At 48.2% G+C, this 21,160-nt stretch carries 22 protein-coding genes; 17 read left to right on the top strand and 5 right to left on the bottom strand.

Features of this window, described 5'->3' with window-relative positions:
- The coding region (locus AZ66_RS14875; RefSeq protein WP_044355552.1) for an FHA domain-containing protein at window positions 1-580 on the top strand (580 nt) is incomplete at its 5' end.
- A gap of 184 nt (window positions 581-764) precedes the next feature.
- On the opposite strand, the gene AZ66_RS14870 is transcribed toward AZ66_RS14875, so the two are convergent.
- Together AZ66_RS14870 and AZ66_RS14865 are read right to left on the bottom strand one after the other, a co-directional pair.
- Complete coding sequence (locus tag AZ66_RS14870; RefSeq protein WP_044355551.1) at window positions 765-1,691, bottom strand: TIGR01777 family oxidoreductase; 927 nt, start codon at window positions 1,689-1,691, stop codon at window positions 765-767.
- A 62-nt stretch (window positions 1,692-1,753) separates the two neighbouring features.
- Complete coding sequence (locus AZ66_RS14865; protein ID WP_044355549.1) at window positions 1,754-2,224, bottom strand: DUF2621 domain-containing protein; 471 nt, start codon at window positions 2,222-2,224, stop codon at window positions 1,754-1,756.
- A gap of 126 nt (window positions 2,225-2,350) precedes the next feature.
- Here AZ66_RS14865 and AZ66_RS14860 point away from each other — a divergent pair, with 126 nt between their 5' ends.
- From AZ66_RS14860 to rarD, 4 genes are all read left to right on the top strand, one after another.
- On the top strand, window positions 2,351-3,472 hold the full coding sequence (locus tag AZ66_RS14860; protein ID WP_044355548.1) for a deoxyribonuclease IV: 1,122 nt from the start codon (window positions 2,351-2,353) through the stop codon (window positions 3,470-3,472).
- Window positions 3,473-3,652: 180 nt separating this feature from the next.
- Window positions 3,653-4,558, top strand: coding sequence for a formyltetrahydrofolate deformylase (purU, locus tag AZ66_RS14855; protein WP_021258462.1), 906 nt, complete (start codon window positions 3,653-3,655; stop codon window positions 4,556-4,558).
- 304 nt (window positions 4,559-4,862) lie between these two features.
- Window positions 4,863-6,881, top strand: a complete 2,019-nt coding sequence (gene tkt / locus AZ66_RS14850; protein ID WP_021258461.1) for a transketolase — start codon at window positions 4,863-4,865, stop codon at window positions 6,879-6,881.
- 283 nt (window positions 6,882-7,164) lie between these two features.
- Window positions 7,165-8,118: an EamA family transporter RarD gene (gene rarD / locus AZ66_RS14845; RefSeq protein ID WP_044355547.1), complete on the top strand. Its 954-nt coding sequence runs from the start codon at window positions 7,165-7,167 to the stop codon at window positions 8,116-8,118.
- 86 nt (window positions 8,119-8,204) lie between these two features.
- Here the strand turns inward: rarD and AZ66_RS14840 are convergent, their stop codons facing one another.
- Entirely contained in the window at window positions 8,205-9,104 is a 900-nt protein-coding gene (locus AZ66_RS14840) for an NAD(P)-dependent oxidoreductase (RefSeq protein ID WP_044355546.1), read from the bottom strand.
- A gap of 290 nt (window positions 9,105-9,394) precedes the next feature.
- Here AZ66_RS14840 and AZ66_RS14835 point away from each other — a divergent pair, with 290 nt between their 5' ends.
- The 9 genes from AZ66_RS14835 (at window position 9,395) to AZ66_RS14795 (ending at window position 17,819) form a co-directional block, all read left to right on the top strand.
- Window positions 9,395-10,750, top strand: a complete 1,356-nt coding sequence (locus AZ66_RS14835) for a glucose-6-phosphate isomerase (protein ID WP_044355545.1) — start codon at window positions 9,395-9,397, stop codon at window positions 10,748-10,750.
- Between the two features lie 101 nt (window positions 10,751-10,851).
- Window positions 10,852-11,484, top strand: a complete 633-nt coding sequence (locus AZ66_RS14830; protein ID WP_021258458.1) for a YigZ family protein — start codon at window positions 10,852-10,854, stop codon at window positions 11,482-11,484.
- A 14-nt stretch (window positions 11,485-11,498) separates the two neighbouring features.
- Complete coding sequence (locus AZ66_RS14825) at window positions 11,499-12,101, top strand: TetR/AcrR family transcriptional regulator (RefSeq protein ID WP_021258457.1); 603 nt, start codon at window positions 11,499-11,501, stop codon at window positions 12,099-12,101.
- A 259-nt stretch (window positions 12,102-12,360) separates the two neighbouring features.
- Complete coding sequence (locus tag AZ66_RS14820) at window positions 12,361-12,681, top strand: LysM peptidoglycan-binding domain-containing protein (protein WP_052648530.1); 321 nt, start codon at window positions 12,361-12,363, stop codon at window positions 12,679-12,681.
- A 197-nt stretch (window positions 12,682-12,878) separates the two neighbouring features.
- On the top strand, window positions 12,879-13,508 hold the full coding sequence (locus AZ66_RS14815; RefSeq protein WP_044355544.1) for a hypothetical protein: 630 nt from the start codon (window positions 12,879-12,881) through the stop codon (window positions 13,506-13,508).
- 288 nt (window positions 13,509-13,796) lie between these two features.
- Window positions 13,797-14,612 (top strand): sulfate ABC transporter permease subunit CysT, encoded by an 816-nt coding sequence (gene cysT, locus AZ66_RS14810; RefSeq protein WP_044355543.1) that lies wholly within the window; start codon window positions 13,797-13,799, stop codon window positions 14,610-14,612.
- 110 nt (window positions 14,613-14,722) lie between these two features.
- Complete coding sequence (locus tag AZ66_RS14805) at window positions 14,723-15,529, top strand: sulfate ABC transporter permease subunit (protein WP_036619026.1); 807 nt, start codon at window positions 14,723-14,725, stop codon at window positions 15,527-15,529.
- Window positions 15,530-15,531: 2 nt separating this feature from the next.
- Complete coding sequence (locus AZ66_RS14800) at window positions 15,532-16,683, top strand: sulfate/molybdate ABC transporter ATP-binding protein (RefSeq protein ID WP_021258452.1); 1,152 nt, start codon at window positions 15,532-15,534, stop codon at window positions 16,681-16,683.
- A 68-nt stretch (window positions 16,684-16,751) separates the two neighbouring features.
- The gene (locus AZ66_RS14795; protein WP_044355553.1) at window positions 16,752-17,819 is read left to right on the top strand and encodes a sulfate ABC transporter substrate-binding protein; all 1,068 of its coding nucleotides are present in this window, start codon (window positions 16,752-16,754) and stop codon (window positions 17,817-17,819) included.
- 106 nt (window positions 17,820-17,925) lie between these two features.
- Here the strand turns inward: AZ66_RS14795 and AZ66_RS14790 are convergent, their stop codons facing one another.
- Entirely contained in the window at window positions 17,926-18,651 is a 726-nt protein-coding gene (locus AZ66_RS14790) for a glycerophosphodiester phosphodiesterase (RefSeq protein ID WP_044355542.1), read from the bottom strand.
- A gap of 204 nt (window positions 18,652-18,855) precedes the next feature.
- Between AZ66_RS14790 and AZ66_RS14785 the strand changes: the two genes are divergently transcribed.
- The 3 genes from AZ66_RS14785 to AZ66_RS33570 all read left to right on the top strand — a co-directional run bounded on the left by AZ66_RS14785 (window position 18,856) and on the right by AZ66_RS33570 (window position 20,209).
- On the top strand, window positions 18,856-19,734 hold the full coding sequence (locus AZ66_RS14785; protein ID WP_036618987.1) for an MBL fold metallo-hydrolase: 879 nt from the start codon (window positions 18,856-18,858) through the stop codon (window positions 19,732-19,734).
- Window positions 19,735-19,829: 95 nt separating this feature from the next.
- Entirely contained in the window at window positions 19,830-20,012 is a 183-nt protein-coding gene (locus tag AZ66_RS33575; RefSeq protein ID WP_331436909.1) for a MerR family DNA-binding transcriptional regulator, read from the top strand.
- Complete coding sequence (locus AZ66_RS33570) at window positions 19,985-20,209, top strand: hypothetical protein (protein ID WP_331436908.1); 225 nt, start codon at window positions 19,985-19,987, stop codon at window positions 20,207-20,209. The genes AZ66_RS33575 and AZ66_RS33570 overlap by 28 nt, the downstream gene beginning before the upstream one ends.
- Window positions 20,210-20,215: 6 nt before the next feature.
- On the opposite strand, the gene AZ66_RS14775 is transcribed toward AZ66_RS33570, so the two are convergent.
- Window positions 20,216-21,025: a Cof-type HAD-IIB family hydrolase gene (locus AZ66_RS14775; RefSeq protein ID WP_044355541.1), complete on the bottom strand. Its 810-nt coding sequence runs from the start codon at window positions 21,023-21,025 to the stop codon at window positions 20,216-20,218.
- Between the last annotated feature and the right edge of the window lie 135 nt (window positions 21,026-21,160).

The raw sequence follows: 21,160 nt of genomic DNA, 5'->3' as shown, positions 1-21,160 counted from the left end.
TCATGCAGCAGTCTCAAGTTCCGATATCGCGGGAATAGGACAGCAACAGAGAATTGGCATACCGGCTAGTGCTTCTCAATTGGGGCCACAATCCTTCGATAATGAGCTGCGATCACGGTCGGTAGATGGGTCGAGTCAAGCTCCGATTATGTCAACGGCTGATCGCTATTATGCTGCTTTAACCGAACATACTGTAATGCTAAATCCTTCGAGCACTGATGCAACGGTAATGCTTGGAGAAATGGAAGAGCAAGGGGAAGGATCGCAGCAGGAACCATACCTGCAGCAGCTCGATGAAGCGGGAATAACTGTGGTAGGAACTCATCAAATCCGTGGATTTCCATTCATAATAGGGCGTGCTGAGCAAGGGGTGAGTCATCGAAATGATAGCATGGGGGTATCCAAGCACCATTGTGAATTGATTTGCACATCAGAGGGCAACTTGGAGCTTCGGGATTTGGGATCGAGAAATGGAACGGAGCTGCAGGGTGAACTATTGATTCCCTACAAGCTATACCCGTTGAAGGATGGGGACAAGCTCGCAGTTGCTCGTTCGCAGTATATATTCCGAGCTGGTTAGAAGGGTCAGATAGTGTGTCTGACCCTCTTTGTTATGTTATGCCGTTATTACCGAGTAACTAAGGTCAACTCATGGAGGATTCTAATATATACATCAGAAAGATCTAAGATTTACATCTACAACTTTGCGTTTCATGTAAGTTCAGTCGCACTTCCATTCGGAATGATAATCAGATGTATTCTGATCATCGGGATGTAGTGCGATTTTTCCCCGAATTACGCAGCTCGGTTAGCGCCTTATCCAGCGTTCCATAATGGAAGGTGAAGCCATGCTCCAGTGCCTTAGCTGGATAGACACGCTGCCCTTCCAGCAATAGTGAGGACATTTCCCCAAATAGAAACTTGAAAGCTATAGCAGGAACGGGCATCCAATGGCGGCGATGGTATACTCGCGCAAGCGTTCTGCCGAAGTCGTCGTTTGTTACGGATTCGGGGGAAGAGGCGTTGACGACTCCCTCAATCGAGTCTTGCAGGACAAAATCAATAAGCCGAACCATGTCCGCAATATGTATCCAAGATAAAGGCTGCTTCCCGGAGCCTATTCGTCCTCCTACGCCCAGCAAATACGGCAGCTTCATCATTGGATATGCCCCACCTTCATTGGCGAGCACTGGCGCAATCCGCAACTTGACGCAGCGCGCGGCCGGAACGTGATCTGCTGCATCTTCCCATTGGTAGATGACATCGGTCAAGAAGCCATCTCCACCTGCATTGCTCATCTCATCGAATGTCCCTGTCTCGGAAGGCCCATAAATAGAGATGCCTGAGGCGCTAATATAGATGGGCAGCTTGCGGGACAGCTTGCCCGCCCATCCCGCAATTCTTCTTGCAGGAACGATTCGTGACGAGAGAATACGATTCCTTGCGATATTTGTCCATCGCTGATTTATGGTCTCGCCCGCCAGATTTACAACGGCATCCACGTTATGGCAATGCTCAGGGCAATGGGCAAGCTCCGACCAGCTAATAGCGTGAATGGAACTTCTTCCCTCATAGGCATGTAACTTCGCTGGGGAGCGGGTAACGACGATGAGCTCGTGTCCTTCTTGAAGCCAGAAGTCAACCAGGGCTCTGCCGATTAATCCAGTTCCGCCGCAAATCATCACTTTCACGTCTTATCCCTCCTAACATGTTAATAGAATGGATAGAACTAAGATGTGGGGAAAGTTTTGGATCATTTGTTAAGCAAATGCTTATATGGCGTATAATCGATTCCATTATTGTCTAGAAATTTAACGAGGCTTCGATAGTCTCGCTTAGGTGTAGCCATGATGTAGCCTTGAATGCAATGATCTTGCGTTACTTCTGTCGCACCGCACTCACAGGCTACCTGCCCGATTTTGGCTGCGATCGAATGACGTGCAATATCACGGAAGGGGGTTGGAACTGGCTCAACAAGCTTTTCTAGAAATGCTTTGGAGTCGTCAGTCCATAGGCTTCGGCTTTGCTCAACCCAGTAATTTTGCCAATCGAGCTTCGATTTCCCGTCATTCATGGGGAGTACTTTCATAAACTTGCGGAACATGAAGTAGCCGCCAATCGCCATGAAGCCTAAGAGGACGAATGTCCAAAATGCGATGGAATTCATAAACCAACGGCCTGGGCCATCGACAGCCATTGGAAAAAGGGTGAACGAGCTAAGCATAATTTCTCACCTCATATGTTTTGGTACTTTTTGCTAAGATGCTTACATCGAATTATACCCCATTCCTAGATTTATTTCGATAATCCTTGTAGAATAAGGGGAAATGATTTTGAAAGGAGCAATTACATGTTGAAAATTGGATCACACGTTTCGTTTTCCGATAAAGGGCTGTTGACTGCTACAAAGGAAGCTTTGTCTTACGGGTCAAGCTCATTCATGATATATACTGGGGCGCCGCAGAATACGCGTCGTAAGCCGATTGAATCGCTATATATTGAAGAGGGCAAGGAATTGATGGAGAAGCACGGCATCGGTGAAATTGTGGTGCATGCGCCGTACATTATTAACCTTGGATCGTACAAGCCGGATACGTTTGAGCTGGCCGTTAATTTCCTCCAGGAAGAAATTCGCCGCACAGACTGCATCGGTGTGAAAAATATCGTTCTTCACCCAGGTGCTTATACCGACAAAGATGCTGAGTTCGGCATCAACCGTATTGCAGAGGGTTTGAACGAGGTACTGAGCAATACGAAAGATACAGACGTCAATATTGCTCTGGAAACGATGGCTGGCAAAGGGACAGAGATTGGCCGGAGCTTCGAGGAAATTGCCTCGATTATTGAGAAGGTTGAGGATAATCATCGCCTAACTGTATGTTTTGACACATGTCATACTCATGATGCGGGTTACGATATCGTCAATGATCTTGATGGTGTATTGGAGCATTTCGATCGTACTGTTGGACTGAATCGTATCGCCGTTGTTCATATTAATGATAGCAAGAATCCACTTGGAGCCGGCAAAGACCGCCACGCACCAATCGGTGCAGGAATGCTTGGCTTTGAAACGATTCAACGCCTCGTGCATCATGAAGGGCTTGCTGGCCGTCCATTTATTTTGGAAACACCGTGGATCGGGAAGGACGCGAAGAAGCAGCGGCCGATGTATGAAGCGGAAATCGCCCTTCTACGCGGTGATGTAGACAAGCATTTCGGTGCAAGCTTTATCCCTGATGTGGAGCGCCTTGAGCATTTCTTCAAAGAGCATGATGTATCTCCTCGTGATTACGTATTGACGACATGGGATGTTATCAAGAAGGATGCAAAAGCAAGAAAGGCAGATCCGCGCGAGCCGATGGAACGTCTCTATGATATGGTTGCTGAAGCCAACCTGTTCCCTGAATTGAATGAGGAAGAGATTAATCAGCGTCTGACTGTTTGCTTGGCTGGACAAGCTGCCTGGAAATAAGCTGCTATAACTTGTGCGGAGATTAAGTCGCTGCAGAAGCAAAGCATCCGAAGGATACAAGTAGGCTGTACGGGTAATTTAGGAACGAATGAAGATAGCATGGGATACAGTTGGAATCATGATGGGGAATCTATGTAAGATTTGCAGAAAGCAATGCTAATTCATGGAGGAGAAACAAAGATGACGCACCAACACACGATGATTCATGCCCTTCAGCAGGCTGGGGAACAAGCCCGCAATCGCGCACGGATGTTAATTTCTTGCCCAGACCGAGCTGGGATCGTCTCTGCTGTATCTAAATTTCTATATGAACATGGGGCGAATATAGTCCAGTCCGATCAATATACAATGGATCCAGAGGGCGGCATGTTCTTCATGCGCATTGAATTCGACATGGAGCAGCTTGATGAGAAGCTGCCGCAGCTGCAGGCTGAATTCGAGTCTATTGCTTCGGAATTCAAGATGCAGTGGAGAATTTCTTGCGTGAGCAAGAAGAAGCGAATTGCAATCTTTGTCTCGAAAGAGGATCATTGTCTAGTTGAGCTGCTGTGGCAATGGCAAGCAGGCGATCTCGATGCTGAAATCGCGATGGTGGTGAGCAATCACCCAGATATGCGTGAATATGTAGAGTCCTTCGGAATTCCATATGTTCATATTCCAGTAACGTCAGGCAACAAGCCAGAGGCTGAACGCCAACAGCTTGAAGCAGTTGAAGGCAAGGCTGACCTGATCGTATTAGCGCGCTATATGCAAATTATTTCGCCGAAGTTTATTGAGAAATATCCGAATCGAATTATTAATATTCATCATTCGTTCCTACCGGCATTTGTTGGCGGCAAGCCGTATCAACAGGCCTACACCCGCGGCGTGAAGCTGATTGGAGCAACAGGCCATTATGTAACGGAAGAGCTTGATGGCGGGCCGATCATCGAACAAGACGTTCAGCGCGTAACGCATCGTGCGGATGTGGATGAACTGAAGCGCATCGGAAGAACGATTGAGCGTGTCGTCCTTGCTCGTGCTGTGCATTGGCATATTGAGGATCGAATCCTCGTTTATCAGAACAAAACGGTTGTGTTTAATTAAAATGATGGTATACTGGCTGTCTCCGGCTTGCAGTTGAATCTGCGGCTGGAACAGCTTTATTTAATTGCTCTGGTTAGGGATTGAATACCACTATATAATCCCACTGTTAAGTTGAGCATGAAGTTCGGTTATACTAGATCTTGATATCCATAGCTTTTCACACGTTAAAGTAGCATCGAATGGGCTAGTAATGGTACAATGAATGCAAAATAGAGCACAGCGTACAAGCTTGGTAGTTACGCAATTTCATTTGTTCTGTATAGCTTTCAGCTTGTGATGAGTAGGGACAAGGAGGAAATCAGCAATGACTGCAAACCAAATGAATATTGACGCGCTATCGGTGGCAGCGATTCGAACACTTGCCATTGATGCGATTGAAAAAGCGAAATCCGGTCACCCGGGCATGCCAATGGGTGCTGCTCCAATGGGATACCATCTGTTTGCAAAGGCGATGACGCACAATCCGACTAATCCAACCTGGATTAACCGCGACCGTTTCGTACTTTCCGCTGGACATGGTTCCATGCTGCTGTACAGCCTTCTTCACCTCAGCGGATATGACCTTCCTATGGAAGAAATCAAGAATTTCCGCCAATGGGGAAGCAAAACTCCAGGTCATCCGGAGTTCGGACATACAGCTGGTGTAGATGCAACGACAGGTCCACTCGGACAAGGGATTGCAATGGCTGTAGGTATGGCTATGGCAGAAGCACAACTGGGTGCAACATATAATCGTGACGGCTATTCCGTTGTCGATCATCATACGTTTGTTGTTTGTGGTGATGGAGATATGATGGAAGGTGTTGCCAGCGAAGCAGCATCGCTTGCAGGTCACTTGAAATTAGGTAAATTAGTCGTATTATACGATTCGAACGATATTACGTTGGATGGTGAATCCGGTCTATCCTTCAGCGAGAACGTGCGTCAGCGCTACGAGGCTTATGGCTGGAACACGCTGCTTGTTGAAGACGGCAATGATCTTGCTGCAATTGCGCAAGCGGTCGAGAAGTCGAAGCAGGATTCCAGCAAGCCGACATTGATCGAAGTGAAGACCGTAATCGGATACGGAAGCCCGAACAAGCAAGGCAAGGGCGGACATGGTGGTACACACGGTTCTCCACTCGGCGCTGATGAGGCGAAGCTGACGAAGGAATTCTATAAGTGGGGACACGAGGACTTCTTCGTACCTGAAGAGGTATACAACCACTTCGATACAAATGTGAAGCAGAAGGGGATTCAGGCGAACGAAGAGTGGAATAAGATGTTCCAAGCTTATCAAGCTGCTTACCCTGAGCTTGCGAAGCAATTCGAAACTGCAATTAGCGGACAGCTTCCTGAGGGATGGGATAAGGATCTTCCGGCATATGCGGCAGGAGACAAAGCATTGTCCACTCGCGTCGCATCTGGAAATGCCTTGAACGGTCTCGCGAAGAACGTTCCGAACCTGACAGGCGGTTCTGCTGACTTGGAGAGCTCCACAATGACACACCTGAATGATCTGACTGCGTTCCGTCCGGGCCAATACGACGGCCGCAACATTTACTTCGGTGTGCGTGAATTTGCCATGGCGGCGGCAATGAACGGTATGGCATTGCATAGTGGTGTGAAGGTATTCGGTGGTACGTTCTTCGTATTTACGGATTACCTGCGTCCTGCTGTTCGTTTGTCTGCATTGATGGGATTGCCAGTCACATATGTATTGACGCATGACAGTATTGCAGTTGGGGAAGACGGCCCTACTCATGAGCCTATCGAACAGCTTGCGTCTGTACGAATCATCCCGAACGTAACGGTAATCCGTCCGGCAGATGCGAATGAGACATCCGCTGCATGGGCATACACATTACAGAACCAATCTAACCCAGTCGTACTTGTGCTTACTCGTCAGAACCTACCTATCTTGGAAGGCGGCGTAGCTGCTTCCCGCGAAGGTGTTGCACGCGGTGCTTATGTCGTATCCGATGCTAAGAACGGCAAGCCTCAAGCGCAAATTCTTGCGACAGGCTCGGAAGTTCAATTGGCAATTCGCGCTCAAGAAGCATTGGCTGAAGAGGGCATCCAAGTACGTGTTGTCAGCATGCCAAGCTGGGATCTGTTCGAGAAGCAATCGAAGGAGTATAAAGACTCCGTATTGCTTCCAGATGTGAAGGCTCGTCTTGCAATCGAAATGGCTTCACCATTCGGTTGGGAACGTTATGTAGGAGACCAAGGCGACATCATTGGTATCTCCACATTTGGCGCTTCCGCTCCTGGAGACCGTGTCATCAGCGAGTACGGCTTCACTGTTGAAAACGTAGTGAGTCGTGTAAAGGCATTGCTGTAATACACGAAACGAATGAAGCAAAAATCACTGGATAGGGGAAGATGCGATTCACTCCTATTTAGTTGCAAATAAGAATAAGTCCGTTCTCTAGCCGATTCAGGCGAGGGGGCTCGGCAATTGAACAAGGCCGCTTAACGGGTACCAGAGATGGAAGTCCCCTGTTGTAGCGGCCTTGTTCGCGTTGTGATCCATTTTTCTGTAAATTTCATCCTAATATTGTGTCTGAACTGATATAATAAAATTTATATATCAAATCATTAAGGATAGGGCGAGGAGTAAACGAGTGAAACAGAAGCAAAATCATTATGCGACCGGTATCGCAGCCGCCGGGCTGTCCTATATTATTTGGGGCTTCCTTCCGATCTATTGGAAGCTGCTCGGCTCCGTGCCAGCAGCAGAGGTATTGGCTCATCGGATTATTTGGTCATTAGTATTCATGATTGTCCTATTGGCATCGCTGGGGAAGTGGAAGTCCACTATGGCAGAAATCAAGCAGCTGCTCACCCATAAGAAACAAGCCATAAGCATCATTGTGGCTTCCGTTGTAATTAGCATCAACTGGCTCGTTTATATTTTTGCTGTGGAAAGTGCGCATGTAGTGGAAGCAAGCCTTGGATATTATATCAACCCTTTGCTTAATGTCTTTCTCGCGACATTTTTCCTGAAGGAGCGGTTGACGAAGACGGAATGGTCAGCAGTTGGCATCGCAGCTGCAGGGGTTATATGCCTGACCGTATATTACGGTAGCTTTCCTTGGGCAGCGTTGACGCTCGCGACAACATTCAGTTGTTATGGACTCATTAAGAAGAAGGTATCTGTAGGCCCATGGACAGGGTTAACGGTGGAAACTTTGATCATGACGCCGTTTGCACTAGTATTTCTTTTCTTCTTCAATCCTAATGGGATCTCGCTGTGGGATAAAGAAGTGTCTATTATCATGCTGCTAATGGGAGCGGGAATTGTAACGGCAATTCCACTGCTATTATTCGCTACAGGTGCGAAGCGAATATCATTTACCCTTGTAGGCTTCCTGCAATATATTGCACCTACGATCATGTTGATACTTGGCTTGTTTGTGTTCGGAGAAGAATTTACGACTCCACAGTTTCTTGCATTCGCCTTGATATGGATTGCATTAGCTGTATTTTCGCTCTCTCGAATCGTAAGGAATACCAAAGTATCCAAGCAAGCTTACCAAGCTCAGAATTCTTCGGATAGCTCATATACAGCTTCGTAGAAGGAAGTGTATCCAAATAATAAGGGAGTGCCGGTGTATTCCGTGCACTCCCTTGGTGTATAAAGCATCTTTGAATTAGGATTATCCTACTCGTTGTTCTTGCTTTGTCCGATCGGGTGACCAATCCATTGCTCGTAGATTTTCACAAGTGAACATAAATCCTCTTCCCCAAAGCCTGCCGTTTGGCCCATTTGGAATAAACTCTTGGCCACCTCTAGCATAGGTGTCGGAGACTGCATCGTGTCAGTCAGCACGGAAGCAAGCTTCAAGTCCTTTAACATTAACTGTAGGGAGAATTGATTGTCGAAGTTGCCTGCAATAATCTTCTCGCCCTTCAGTTCGGCTGCCTTGCTTCCTGCACTGCCGTTGCGCACAACCTGAAGGAACGCTTCGGGATTCACGCCAGCCTTGGATACCATTGCAAACCCTTCCGCCAAAGCAGCATTGTTAATACCGACAATCGTATTGTGGGCCAGCTTCGTGATGGAGCCGCTGCCATTAGGACCCATATGAACGATCATTCGTCCCATTGCTTCCAACACGGGCATAGCTTGTTGCAGGGCTGTTTCTTCACCGCCGACCATAAAGACAAGTGTTCCATCGACGGCTGCAGGCTTGCTGCCCGTTACAGGAGCATCTAGGAACTGGGCTCCCCGCTCGGCACAAGCTGCAGCGAGCTGTTGAACCAGAGAAGGAGATATGGTGCTGCAGTCAATTACGATATGACCAGAGCGAACGCCTGCGAGCACCCCGTCTTCTCCGTAATAGATCGCTTCTATGGAGGAATCATCACTAACCATGGTGATTATGACATCGGATTGTGTTGCAGCCTCACGCGGTAGATGTACGGCAGTCGCACCTTGCTCAACTAATGGAACGGTTTTATCTGTGGAACGATTGTATACGGTTACTTCGAATCCTTTGCTAAGCAGATTGGCTGCCATTGGCGCGCCCATCGTGCCTAATCCAAGTACTGCTGCCTTCATTGTCTCTCATCCTCTCGCACTGTGAATGATTCGCATGATTTCGATGATGTTAGTGTACCATATTTGTCAGTGGCGGAGACAAGGAATCAAGCAAACAAAGCAGCAGTGAAAGTTGGTGAGAGCGTATTCATATGCAAATTTATGCAATGTTATAAATTTATTTTATCGTGGAATCCGGTTCAATGAAACGCGTTCCCTTGTGTTTCCGTCCAAAATCCAGTATCCTATGACTATATTGATTTTCGTGGGTTAAAGTGGCAAAGTCAACCAATACTCGAGGAGGGTGTACGATGGCAAAAAAAGTGCACTTTGATTACAGCAAGGCGTTGACGTTCGTAAGTCAGCATGAAATTGATTATTTTAAAGAGCCCATTCGCTTAGCGCATGAGCAATTACATAATAAGTCAGGAGTAGGTTCCGATTACCTAGGCTGGATTGATCTACCTTCCGCTTACGATAAAGAAGAATTTGCGCGCATTCAAGCAGCAGCTAAGCGCATTCAATCGAATTCTGAAGTGCTTATTGTTATCGGGATTGGCGGCTCCTATTTGGGCGCTCGTGCAGCGATTGAAATGTTGAGCCATTCCTTCTACAACATGCTTCCGAAGGACAAGCGCAACACGCCTGAGATTTACTTCGCAGGCAACAACATCAGTTCGACTTATATGACGCATCTGATGCAATTGATTGAAGGCAAGGACTTCTCAATCAATGTTATTTCCAAGTCGGGTACAACAACGGAGCCAGCAATTGCATTCCGTATCTTCAAAGACTTGCTCGAGAAGAAGTACGGCAAGGAAGAAGCGAAGAATCGTATCTTCGCTACTACGGATCGTGAGAAGGGTGCACTGAAGACGCTGGCAACGGCAGAAGGCTACGAGACATTCATCATTCCAGATGATGTAGGCGGCCGCTATTCCGTATTGACGCCGGTTGGCCTATTGCCAATCGCAGTCGCTGGCATTGATATTGACGAGATGATGCAAGGTGCTCGTGATGCTTCGGAAGAGTTCAGCAATCCGAACGTCGAAGAGAACCTCAGCTATCAATACGCAGCAGCACGCAATGCGCTGTATCGTAAGGGCAAGACAACAGAAATTCTCGTGAACTACGAGCCATCCCTTCACTATGTGTCGGAATGGTGGAAGCAGTTGTTCGGCGAGAGCGAAGGGAAAGACAACAAAGGGATCTATCCATCCTCCGTTGACTTCTCGACTGACCTTCACTCGATGGGGCAGTTCATTCAGGAAGGAACTCGCAACCTGTTCGAGACGGTTATTCAAGTAGAAGAAGTGAAGCATCACATCACGATTGAAGAAGATGCTGATGATTTGGACGGCTTGAATTTCCTTGCAGGCAAGACAGTCGACTTCGTGAACAAGAAGGCATTCCAAGGCACTTTGCTGGCACATACAGACGGTAATGTACCGAACTTGGTCGTGACGATTCCAGACATGACGCCATATTCGTTCGGATATTTGGTATACTTCTTTGAAAAAGCATGCGGCATCAGCGGCTATCTGCTCGGAGTGAATCCGTTCGATCAGCCTGGTGTGGAAGCATACAAGAAAAATATGTTCGCCTTGCTCGGCAAACCAGGATTCGAAGTTCAAAAAGCGGAATTGGAAGCAAGATTGTCCGAATAAGCGGGCGGCATGAGTTAACAGCTTAGATAGGCAACAAGCCGTGAAAGCAGTTCTCCAACATGGGGGGCTGCTTTCTTGGCAATCTCGGAAGGTGAATCTTCATGCTAGAACAATATAAGACAGTGCGCCAGTTTGGCAGCAAGGAAATCGTCATTAAGAAGTCGCGCTTTATCGGGTATGGCAAGCCAGTTGCCAACGAGGAAGAAGCGATTGCTTTTATAGATGAAATCAAGAAACAGCACTGGAACGCCACACATAATTGTTCCGCATACGTCATTGGCGAGCGGGATGAAATTCAGAAGGCATCTGACGATGGAGAACCAAGCGGCACGGCAGGCAAACCCATTCTGGAAGTGATGAAGAATCAAGGACTGAAAAATACCGTTATTGTCGTTACACGCTATTTCGGGGGTATTCTGCTTGGGGCAGGCGGCTTGATTCGGGCATATACAGATGGAGCTGTTGCTGCGATTGAAGCGGCAGATGCGATCGTGAAGGTGCTGCATCAAGAGGTTTTTGTAGAAATCGATTATACTTGGCTTGGCAAGCTTGAGAATGAATTGCGAAATAGAGAGACAAGGATGGGAGAAACGCAATTTACCGACAAAGTGACATTGACGTGTTTGCCCGTTGTGTCGGAAACAGAGCGGTTTATGGCGTGGATTACGGATTTGACACAAGGTCAAGCCGTTATTCGGAAGGGAGACCCTATTTACTATATCGAAGGGGAATAAGGAGAACAACCTCTATGCCAAGAAAAGCAGTGGATCAAGAGCTATCGCGAGAGCGAATCTTGGAAGTGGCGCGCCACTTGTTTGTCACGAAAGGATACCGCGCTATCTCCATGCGAAGTATCGGCCAACAATTAGGGTATAGCCACGGATCGCTTTATTATCATTTCAAAGACAAAGCGGAACTGTTCTACGCGCTCGTACAGGAAGATTTCAAGCGTTTGGGACGGCTGTTCGAACGTGTTATGGTTCAGGCTCCTTCCGATGGGTTGTCCAAGATGGAGCAGGTGATGCTTGAATTCATCCGCTTCGGTCTCGAGCAGCCACACCACTATGAAATTATGTTTATGACGCGGGATGAAGAATTACTCGCGTATGCCCGCTCAGAACAAGGTCGTTGCTTGGAAATGTTCTCGACGATTGTGAGACAGACGCTCGTGAGCAGCATTCATACCGAGCAGGAACGACATAATATCCCACGAAGCATTTTTCTTGCCATGCATGGATTCATCTCCTTTTACATTCAAGATCAAGTCACCTTTGATGAGGTGAAGCCGGCGGCGCTAGCTCACGTTCGCTTCTTATGCCGCAGAACGCTGGATTCAGCACAGACGGCATAGTCACTCAATATTGCATTCTTATATCACTGATTGATCGATATAAAAAAGCTCTTCTCACGTTTCTGTTCACCTGCACATATAGTGACGGTAGCCCAGCTTCGGGTTATCGGCATGTGTGTGAAAGGCGATTAGACGTAAGGGGGCTTTTTTATGTTAAAGCAACACAGTGACTTGTACTTACATGCACAGGTCATCAGAATGAAAAATCTCCATCTTATGGTGCACATTCATGCCAATACTTCGATAGGAGTGTGTCTTCATGATTGAGTATGTAGTACGGCCTGGAGATTCCTTGTTCACGATTGCAAGTCGGTATGGGGTTCCGGTATCTTCTCTTATTCAAGCGAATCAATTAACGAATACGGATGCTGTATATGTAGGGCAAATGCTTCGAATCCCTGTGGGTGGAGGGGGAACCTTTCCATTTCCGCCGCCACCGCCTCTCCCGCCAACGCAACCATTTCCTCCTTTTCCAGGAGGGGGCAATTTGGAACAGCGTGTTACGATCCTTGAACAACAGGTTCGCCGCCTTCAGCGGGAAGTCGCGCAATTGCAAGGCAGAGAAGTGACGAACAGTTGAATGGCCTGCTCGATGACAGGGTGTCCAATGTGCTGGATGCCCTTCCTCTTGTAAATGGATGGTGAAGATGACAATATTGTAAGCTGAATTGTAACCAGATTCAGATGCTCATTCTACAAACTTCATGTAAAGTAGTAGGTATGAAGAATAGAGAGGTAGAATCTAACCATACCGATGGGATGAAGCGGGGTAGATGAATGATGAAGAAGGCAGCGCTGCTGCTGGCGGTCGTGGCGATCAGCTGGCTGTTGGCAGGATGCGGACAAGCCGTTCAGCATACATACGACAAAGTGAATCAAGTCGTAACCGATTATGGCAAAGAGAAATCGATTAATAAAGAGAAGGTTCTTCTTATTGTGAAAGAAGGACTGTACAAACTGTATGATGTTCAGATCAATGATCAGGAATGGAACCTGATATGTGGATTTTCAAAGTATTTCCCGAACCAAGAGGATACCAAGTCGGATGAAGGACATGTTGCCTTTATTGGTACGATCAATGGGATGGAGCAGCGGCGGGGCGGCATAAGCGGTTTCTATGGGGAAGTGAACCTGAAGACGGGAGAGCTATACAAGCTCGGCATTCTGAGGCCGTCTGCAGAAGGGAATGTACAGGGTGGCGATGCAGGAGAGCTTCAGATGAAGGCGCGAGCTTTTATTGTAGACCGATTGCAAGCGAATGAACGTACACTTCGAATCCTTTCAGAGAAGGGCCAGGATCGTGGAGTCTTTCTATTTCAAGATTCAGATAGCGGGATGCGGTATTGGATTCAGATGCATGTCGAACAACAGAAAGTCATCTTCTTTAAAAGGTGGAAACACATGTAAATAAAGTCCGTCTGATGCAGGAAATGCAATCGGCGGATTTTTTTGTGCTTCCATCTGGCGAATCGAAACGGCGGCTTCATCGTCCATATCACATGAAAATGGGTTATCACCTATCATAAGGGTTTCGAATAAGTTGCATAAGGTTCACTTACAGATTGGGCGTTATCAATCAATCTTTGTATTGACGGTGTCATCTATTTTTTGGTAAAGTGGTGAAAACCATTACCGAGTAAAGAAGTTGGAATAATGGACATAAAGAGTTGAGTTTACGTAGATGGAGGGACGAAGGTGAACGCAGTACTGCGCTATCGTGGAGCGTTGTGGGGGTTTCGAACCACGCTGCTTCTATACGTATTTTTGCTGGTTGTGGTACCACTTGGCGGCATATATGCTCAATCGTTCTATGGCGGTTGGAGCACATTTGTAGACAGTCTCATTGAACCTCTTGCATGGCAATCAGTGGCGCTGACGTTCCGTCTGGCGATCATTGCAACGGCGATCAACGTTGTCATCGGAACATTGTCGGCTTGGGTGCTCCACCGCTATCGTTTCGTTGGGCGAACTTGGCTGAATAGCTTGGTTGACTTGCCATTCGCTTTGCCCACCGCGGTAGGCGGGTTGATGATCCTGCTGCTGCTCGGGCCAGGAAGCTTCGTTGGGAGGTTGGTAGAGTCTATGGGGTGGAGAATCGTTTTCGCAGAGCCCGCTATTGTAGCTGCCATGGTATTCGTCACTTTTCCCTTCGTCATTCGGGCAGTTCAGCCGCTCTTGGAAGAAGCCGACTTGTCTGAAGAAGAAGCCTCTTATACGCTTGGCGCGTCCCGTATGTACACGTTCACTCGTGTTACGCTGCCGCGTATGAGGCCAGGCATTGTGAGTGGTGCAATGCTTGCCTTCTCCCGGGCAATGGCTGAATTCGGAGCAGTAGTGCTCGTCGCTGGGAACATACCGGGGAAGACGCTCGTTGCATCTGTATACATTTTCGGTGAAATTGAAAGTGACCACCCTCAATCGGCAGCAGTCGTTTCTGTCTTATTGTTGACCTTATCATTCATAGTCTTATGGGCGATTCATTGGATACAGAACCGGAGGAAATCGTCATGAAGCATACTCCTTATCATCGGCCCAATTCTTCAGAAGAACCGCATCAAGTGTTAACTGCCTCGCAATCCTCTGCAGCTGTACATGATCCACATCCACACTCACGCTCTAAGCTGCAGTTGCTGCTCATCATTCTGACTTACGCTGTATTTATTACATTACTTATTGCTCCATTATTGCAAATGCTGTTGGGAGCTTTCCAAGGTGGTTGGGGTTCAGCCCTCGCCTCCCTGCTTCGGCCTGAGTCGCTTCATGCGCTTGGAGTTACAGCAGCTGTTGTAGGCGTTGTAACGCTGCTTAATGTTGTGTTTGGTGTATGGTTATCGATCGTCCTCGTAAGAGGGGGCTGGTTAAATGGTTTCGTTCGACGCTTGCTCAATGCGATTATCGATCTCCCTTTTGCGGTATCCCCGATTATTGGCGGGTTTATGATTGTGCTTTTGTTAGGGCCACAGACGATTATGGGGACGTTATTTGCAGACATGGGCGTTCAAATCGTATATGCATTCCCAGGTATGGTGCTTGCCACCTTATTTGTGACATTCCCGCTGCTTATCCGAGAAGTGGTGCCCGTCCTGCAGGAAATTGGGACACAGCAGGAAGAAGCTGCGTCGATGCTTGGCGCTTATGATTGGACTACCTTCTGGAAGGTAACATGGCCATCCATACGATGGGGAGTACTCTATGGAGTCGTTCTAACCATAGCTCGTTCCCTTGGTGAATTTGGCGCCATTCTTGTCGTATCCGGCAATATTATGAACAAGACGCAGACCGCAACGACACTTGTATACCAAGACGTGGAGAACTTCAATATTACGGCGGCCAGCAGCTTGGCCCTAGTACTTGTATTCAGTTCGATCATCCTGCTGCTCGTCATGGAATGGGCGAAGCGTCACGCAGGACGCAAAGGAGTGCATTGACGATGCATATTGAGGTAAATCAGCTCAACAAATGGTTCGGTTCCTATCATGCAGTGCGCGACGTCAGCTTCTCCATTGAAGCAGGTCAGCTTATCGGCTTGCTTGGACCGAGCGGTGGCGGGAAGACTTCTGTACTGCGCATGCTAGCTGGCCTAGAGCAGCCAGACAGCGGTGAAATTCGATTTCAAGGGAATCGGGTCAATGAAATCCCGCCCCAGCAGCGCGGCATCGGTTTCGTATTCCAGCAATATGCGTTGTTCAAGCATATGACCGTCTATGACAACATTGCCTTTGGGCTGACGATTCAGAAATGGCCCAAGGATCGCATCCGTGAGCGAGTTACAGAACTGCTCGAGCTAACCGGGTTGTCTGGGATAGAGCGAAGATATCCGCATCAGCTGTCCGGAGGCCAGCGTCAGCGTGTAGCTTTCGCGCGTGCATTGGCCCCTGAGCCACAGCTGCTGCTGTTGGATGAGCCATTCGCTGCAATTGATGCCAAGATTCGCAAGGAGCTGCGAAGCTGGCTGAGGGAACTGATTGAACGGGTTGGCATTACCTCCATCTTCGTTACCCATGATCAGGATGAAGCGATTGAAGTTGCTGATGAGATCATGATTATTAATCAGGGAAGTGTGGAGCAAAAAGGGACACCGTGGGATATTTATCAATCACCGAACACTCCATTCGTGGCTGAATTTATTGGAGAATCGACGATTATTTCGGATCTGGACTCCCTGCGGGGATTCGATACTCTCTCGTCGTCACTTCAGACGGCTATTCCTTATTCAGCTGATCCTGTAGAAGCTGTACTAGAGACGCAGGCTGTTCGGGAGACGCTTCAGGAACTCGGAGATGCATTCAAGGCATTGATTCGCCCTGAATATATTGAGGTAGGCTTGCCAGGTGAATTGAAAATGGCATCTGCCTGCATACACGGCACCGTGAGGTCACTCCAATTTCGTGGGAGTGAATGGATGGTGGCTATTGAAGTTGGCGACATGATATTGAAAACATATCGTTCATTGGAGAAGCCAATGCTGCAGGCGGGGGATTGGGTGCAGGTGCTTGTCCATCGCATCTATGTGTTCGAGGGGGGTCGGAGTTGGGTAGTGGAAAATGCGTTAAAAGAAGACCCGATGCCAGTCCATATTTGAACACGGATTGTGGTCGAGGGGTGAGGTCGCCCTTGAGCCGAATTAAGACCAGAGATAGGCTTACAGCAATGATGGCGGTGATCATACTCTCACTCCTTGTGGTACTGCCAGGCTGTAGCAGTAAGTCAGCCGATCAAGACGGCAATGGGACGGAGAGAGCCTTAGCCATGAAGCAGATCTCTGCTTCTGACAAGGATACCGTGACCATCGTAATCGGTGCCTACTCTGTTGTGAAGGATGCGCTAGGGCGCATTCTCCCACAATTCGCTGCCGATTGGGAGGCGAAGACAGGGAAGAAGGTTGTCTTTCAGGAGTCTTATGAAGCTTCCGGTACTCAGGCCAGAGCGATAGCCGGCGGGATGGAAGCGGATGTAGCCCTTCTTGCCATGGAAGGGGATATAGATAAGCTCGAACGTGCGAAGCTGATTAACTCAGATTGGAAGCAACAGGATGCTTATCAGGGCATGGTTACTCGTTCTGTTGCTGTCATAGGTACACGGAAAGGCAATCCTCTCGGCATTCGGGATTGGACGGATTTGACCCGTGAAGGGGTAAATGTCTTATACCCGAACCCGAAGACATCAGGTGGAGCACAGTGGGATATTAATGCCATATACGGAGCAGGGTTGAAGATGGCAGCTGAGCAAGGGAAGGATGGGCCGCCTTTTGCTAAGCAGCTGCTGATGCGCGTCCATCATAATGTACTGTCCATGGATAAGAGCGGCCGAGCGTCGATGGCGGCATTTGAGTATGGTGTTGGTGATGCAATCGTGACCTACGAAAATGAGATCCTGTCCCGCAAACGTGAAGGCGTACCTTATGGAATGGTTCTTCCTAAGCATACGATTCTAATTGAGAATCCAGTTGTTGTCGTGAGGAAATATGCGAGGAAGCACCAAGTTGAGGAAACTGCAGAAGCGCTCGTCGCTTATTTGCGCGAGCCGAAGGCGCAGCGAATGTTCGCAGAAGTAGGCTTCCGGCCTGTGAATGAGCAGGTTGCTAAAGAGACTATCAAGGCCTATCCCGTCCCAGATGGCTTGTTCCGTATCGATGATATGGGCGGATGGGATGAGGTTAGGGAGAAATTGTACAGCAATCGGGGAGTTTGGTATCAGGTGTTAGCAGGAATAGAATGAAATAATAAATGAAGCGCAGACTGCCCGATATATTCGAGTGATCTGCGCTTATGTAGGGTCTACTCATGAATAAGTCATATGCGTCCTGCTGATATACAAGGCAACCTTATGCTTCGCGATACAATGGAATGTCCGTTGTCAGTCTGCGAACACCAATCTCAACGAGCTTATACGCATCTTCTAGGCTGCGAACGGTCCAGACACCAAGGCCTACACCGGCTGCTTGCGTCTCGGCGACGAGCTGCGGATGCTCCAGGACTGTCGACAGCTGAATTAGGAGTGTGGCGTTGCCAAGCTCGGCTACTGCCTTCAAATCGACAAGCTCGCTTGACAGGAGCGCAAGCTCAATATCGTTGTTTAGGCTGCGTAATACACGTAAATTGTCTGGGTAAAAAGAGATAAACATCGTGCGTTCCGTCATATCATATTGGTTCAATAGATGAAGGATGGCCCGAAGTTCCTCTTCCGTGTTATGTTCTTTCAACTCCAGTTGGAGTCCAACCTTACCCCCGCATAATTCAAGCACTTCTTCCAGCAGTGGAACACCGCATCCAGCGAACTCCGGGCTGAACTTCTTGCCTGCATCCACCTGCTGAAGCTCAGCAACCGTCTTCTCCCGGATACGTCCAGTGCTCGTTGTAGTTCGATCCAGTGTATCGTCGTGGATGACGACGGGAATGCCGTCTTTCGAATGATGTACGTCGATTTCTAACGTATCGGCGCCCATTTGAATGGAACGGCGGAATGCCGCCATCGTATTCTCGGGATGCACCGCTGCATAGCCACGGTGAGCGACAATTTCAACATCATTGAACAGTGCGTTGGAACTCATGATAATCCTCCTCATTATAGCGAACATGATAGCGAATGTGATGATAACTGCGTTATCATGTATCATAGGATCCGTATGTAAGTATGTGTGCATGCGGAATTGACTCCGATTATACTTGATACATGATAGAAGAACAATGGAGATTTTATAACGGTTACGTGTTGTTCTTGTAAATGTATACGCAGCTGAAGGAGAAAAATGGACATGAATTGTAAGGAAAAGAGTTGGTCAATCTCTTTTTGGGGGACAGGAGACTCCATGGGGGTTCCACGAGTATATTGCGACTGTGAGGTATGCAAAGAGGCACGTGAGGAAGGACAGAACCGCCGTTTTCGTTCCTCTGTTGTGATTGAACGAGCTGACGAACGGCTTCTCATCGACTGCGGGCCGGATTGGACAGGCCAGATGGAACGTGCAGGCTTGTTCTGGATAGATGATATCCTCATCACCCATGCGCATCAGGATCATATTGCAGGGCTCCCCGCGTATGCGGATGCATGCCGCTGGCTGGATCGTCAAGGGCATGTCATTGCTCCCGCAGAGGTGAATCAATTGATTCGAACGATGTACCCATGGCTTGAGAGGTTCATCCAATTCGAAGATATCGAGCAGACATGGCAGTGGCGGGACTGGTTCATTCAACCGATTCGTGTCAATCACGGCAAGAATGGCTATTCCTACGCGTATCGCTTTGATCGGCTTCAAGCCGTCTCGGGAATGGAGGAACCGTATTCGGCAGCGGAGAGCCAGGAATTAGAAGGGAATGAAGGCTCCGCGAATGTGGGATCAGCTGTGTTACATAGTTGGTTGTATGCTTCGGATGCAATTGGGCTGGGCGCTGGGGAACGTCAATTGTTCCGCGATCTCGATCTTCTTATATTGGGAACGAATTTTTATCACGAGCAGGCAGCCTATGAGACCCGTTCTGTATACGACATGGTCGAGGCTGTGGAATTGCTTCAGGATATCTGCCCGAAGCGAGCCATATTTACGCATATGTCCCATGACATTGATTTCCGTACAAGCTATGAGCTGCCATCAAATGTGGCACTTGCACGGACAGGGATGCGAGTGGAAGGGTAACCTCGGTTACCCTTTTTTGCTAGAGAGGTACGACACTTATCTACTATTCTTAACGCTCAGTTGGCGCTTTCACTACAGGACTAACCGTACATACGCTGCGCTATTACGAAAAGATTGGGCTGCTGACAGAAGTGCAGCGCGATGCAAATGGCTACCGGCAATATACGAAACGGACATCGCGTGGATTCATTTTCTGCTTTGTTTGCGTGCGACAGGCATGCTCATCAGGGAGATGCAGCAGTTTTCTCATTTGCGCAGCAGGGGTGATTCCACGATAAGCGCCCGACGTGCATTATTGGAAGATCATCAAGAGCAGGTTATGGTACAAGCAGAGGAGTTGCAGGAGCATCTACAGAAGATTGAATCCATTATAAGCAACTTGAGGGGAACCAGACGAAGTAATCGTTGTACGGTTGTTAAAAAAGCGCCGCTTCCTGCAGACAGGCTTGTCTGTACGGAAGCGGCGCTTCGTTAGGTATGATTAGTTCGAGCTGTCACGATTCAGGATGAACTTCTCAATGACATGACGTACTCCTTCATCATTATTGCTCTCTGTTACATAATCGGCAATCGTCTTAAGTGAATCAACGGCATTGCCCATCGCAACACCGAGTCCAGCCGTCTCGATTAGATCATGGTCATTCCATGAATCTCCGATACCGATCGTCTCTTCCAGGCTGCAGCCGAAGTGTTTCGCCAAATGGCGCAATGCGCTGCCCTTCGTGCCCTCATAATGGGTGACCTCTAAGAAATGAGGCTTCGACTTCGTAATATGAACCTCTGATCCAAGCAGTTCCTTCAGTTCTTCCGCAACACGATCCAGTCGTTCCGGTTCGTCGATCATGAGCATCTTCGTGGAAGGGGAAGCGAGCAGACGATCAAAGTCAGGTTCTATGAAGTAAGGAATGCGGCTCAAGCTCGCGTAGTCAATCAGTTTTTGATTCTCCTCGCGAGCGTACAGCTTGTCATCAATGTATAGTTGCAAATGAATGTTATGCTCGTCGCAGTAGCGAAGCAGTTTGAGCGCAGCATCGCGCGGCACTGCACGCTCGTAGAGTACTTCACCGTCCATTACGTTCTTCACAAGAGAACCTTGATACGTAATGAGAGGCACATTTAGACCTGTCTGCAAGGCAATGTTATGTGCAGAAGCATACATGCGTCCTGTTGCAAGTGTAACGGTAACGCCTTGTTGAACGGCGAGCTCCAAGGCACGCTTCGTGCCGGGAGTTACCTGCTTGTCATCATTAATCAACGTGTCATCTACATCAATCGCGATAAGTTTATACATGGGTTATGAGTTTCTCTCCTATCTATGCAGCACACACTCATGTACTGGTAATCAGGGGCTCGTCACATTCTTATCCTCGAACACCTGTATTTCTCTCTACTTCTATTGTACAGCATGTCCGCTCCATTTCAATTC

It is taken from the genome of Paenibacillus sp. E194 (genome assembly GCF_000935845.1).
In the GTDB taxonomy this organism is placed as follows: Bacteria; Bacillota; Bacilli; order Paenibacillales; family Paenibacillaceae; genus Paenibacillus_B; species Paenibacillus_B alvei_B.
This window is presented reverse-complemented; position numbering and strand designations above follow the sequence as displayed.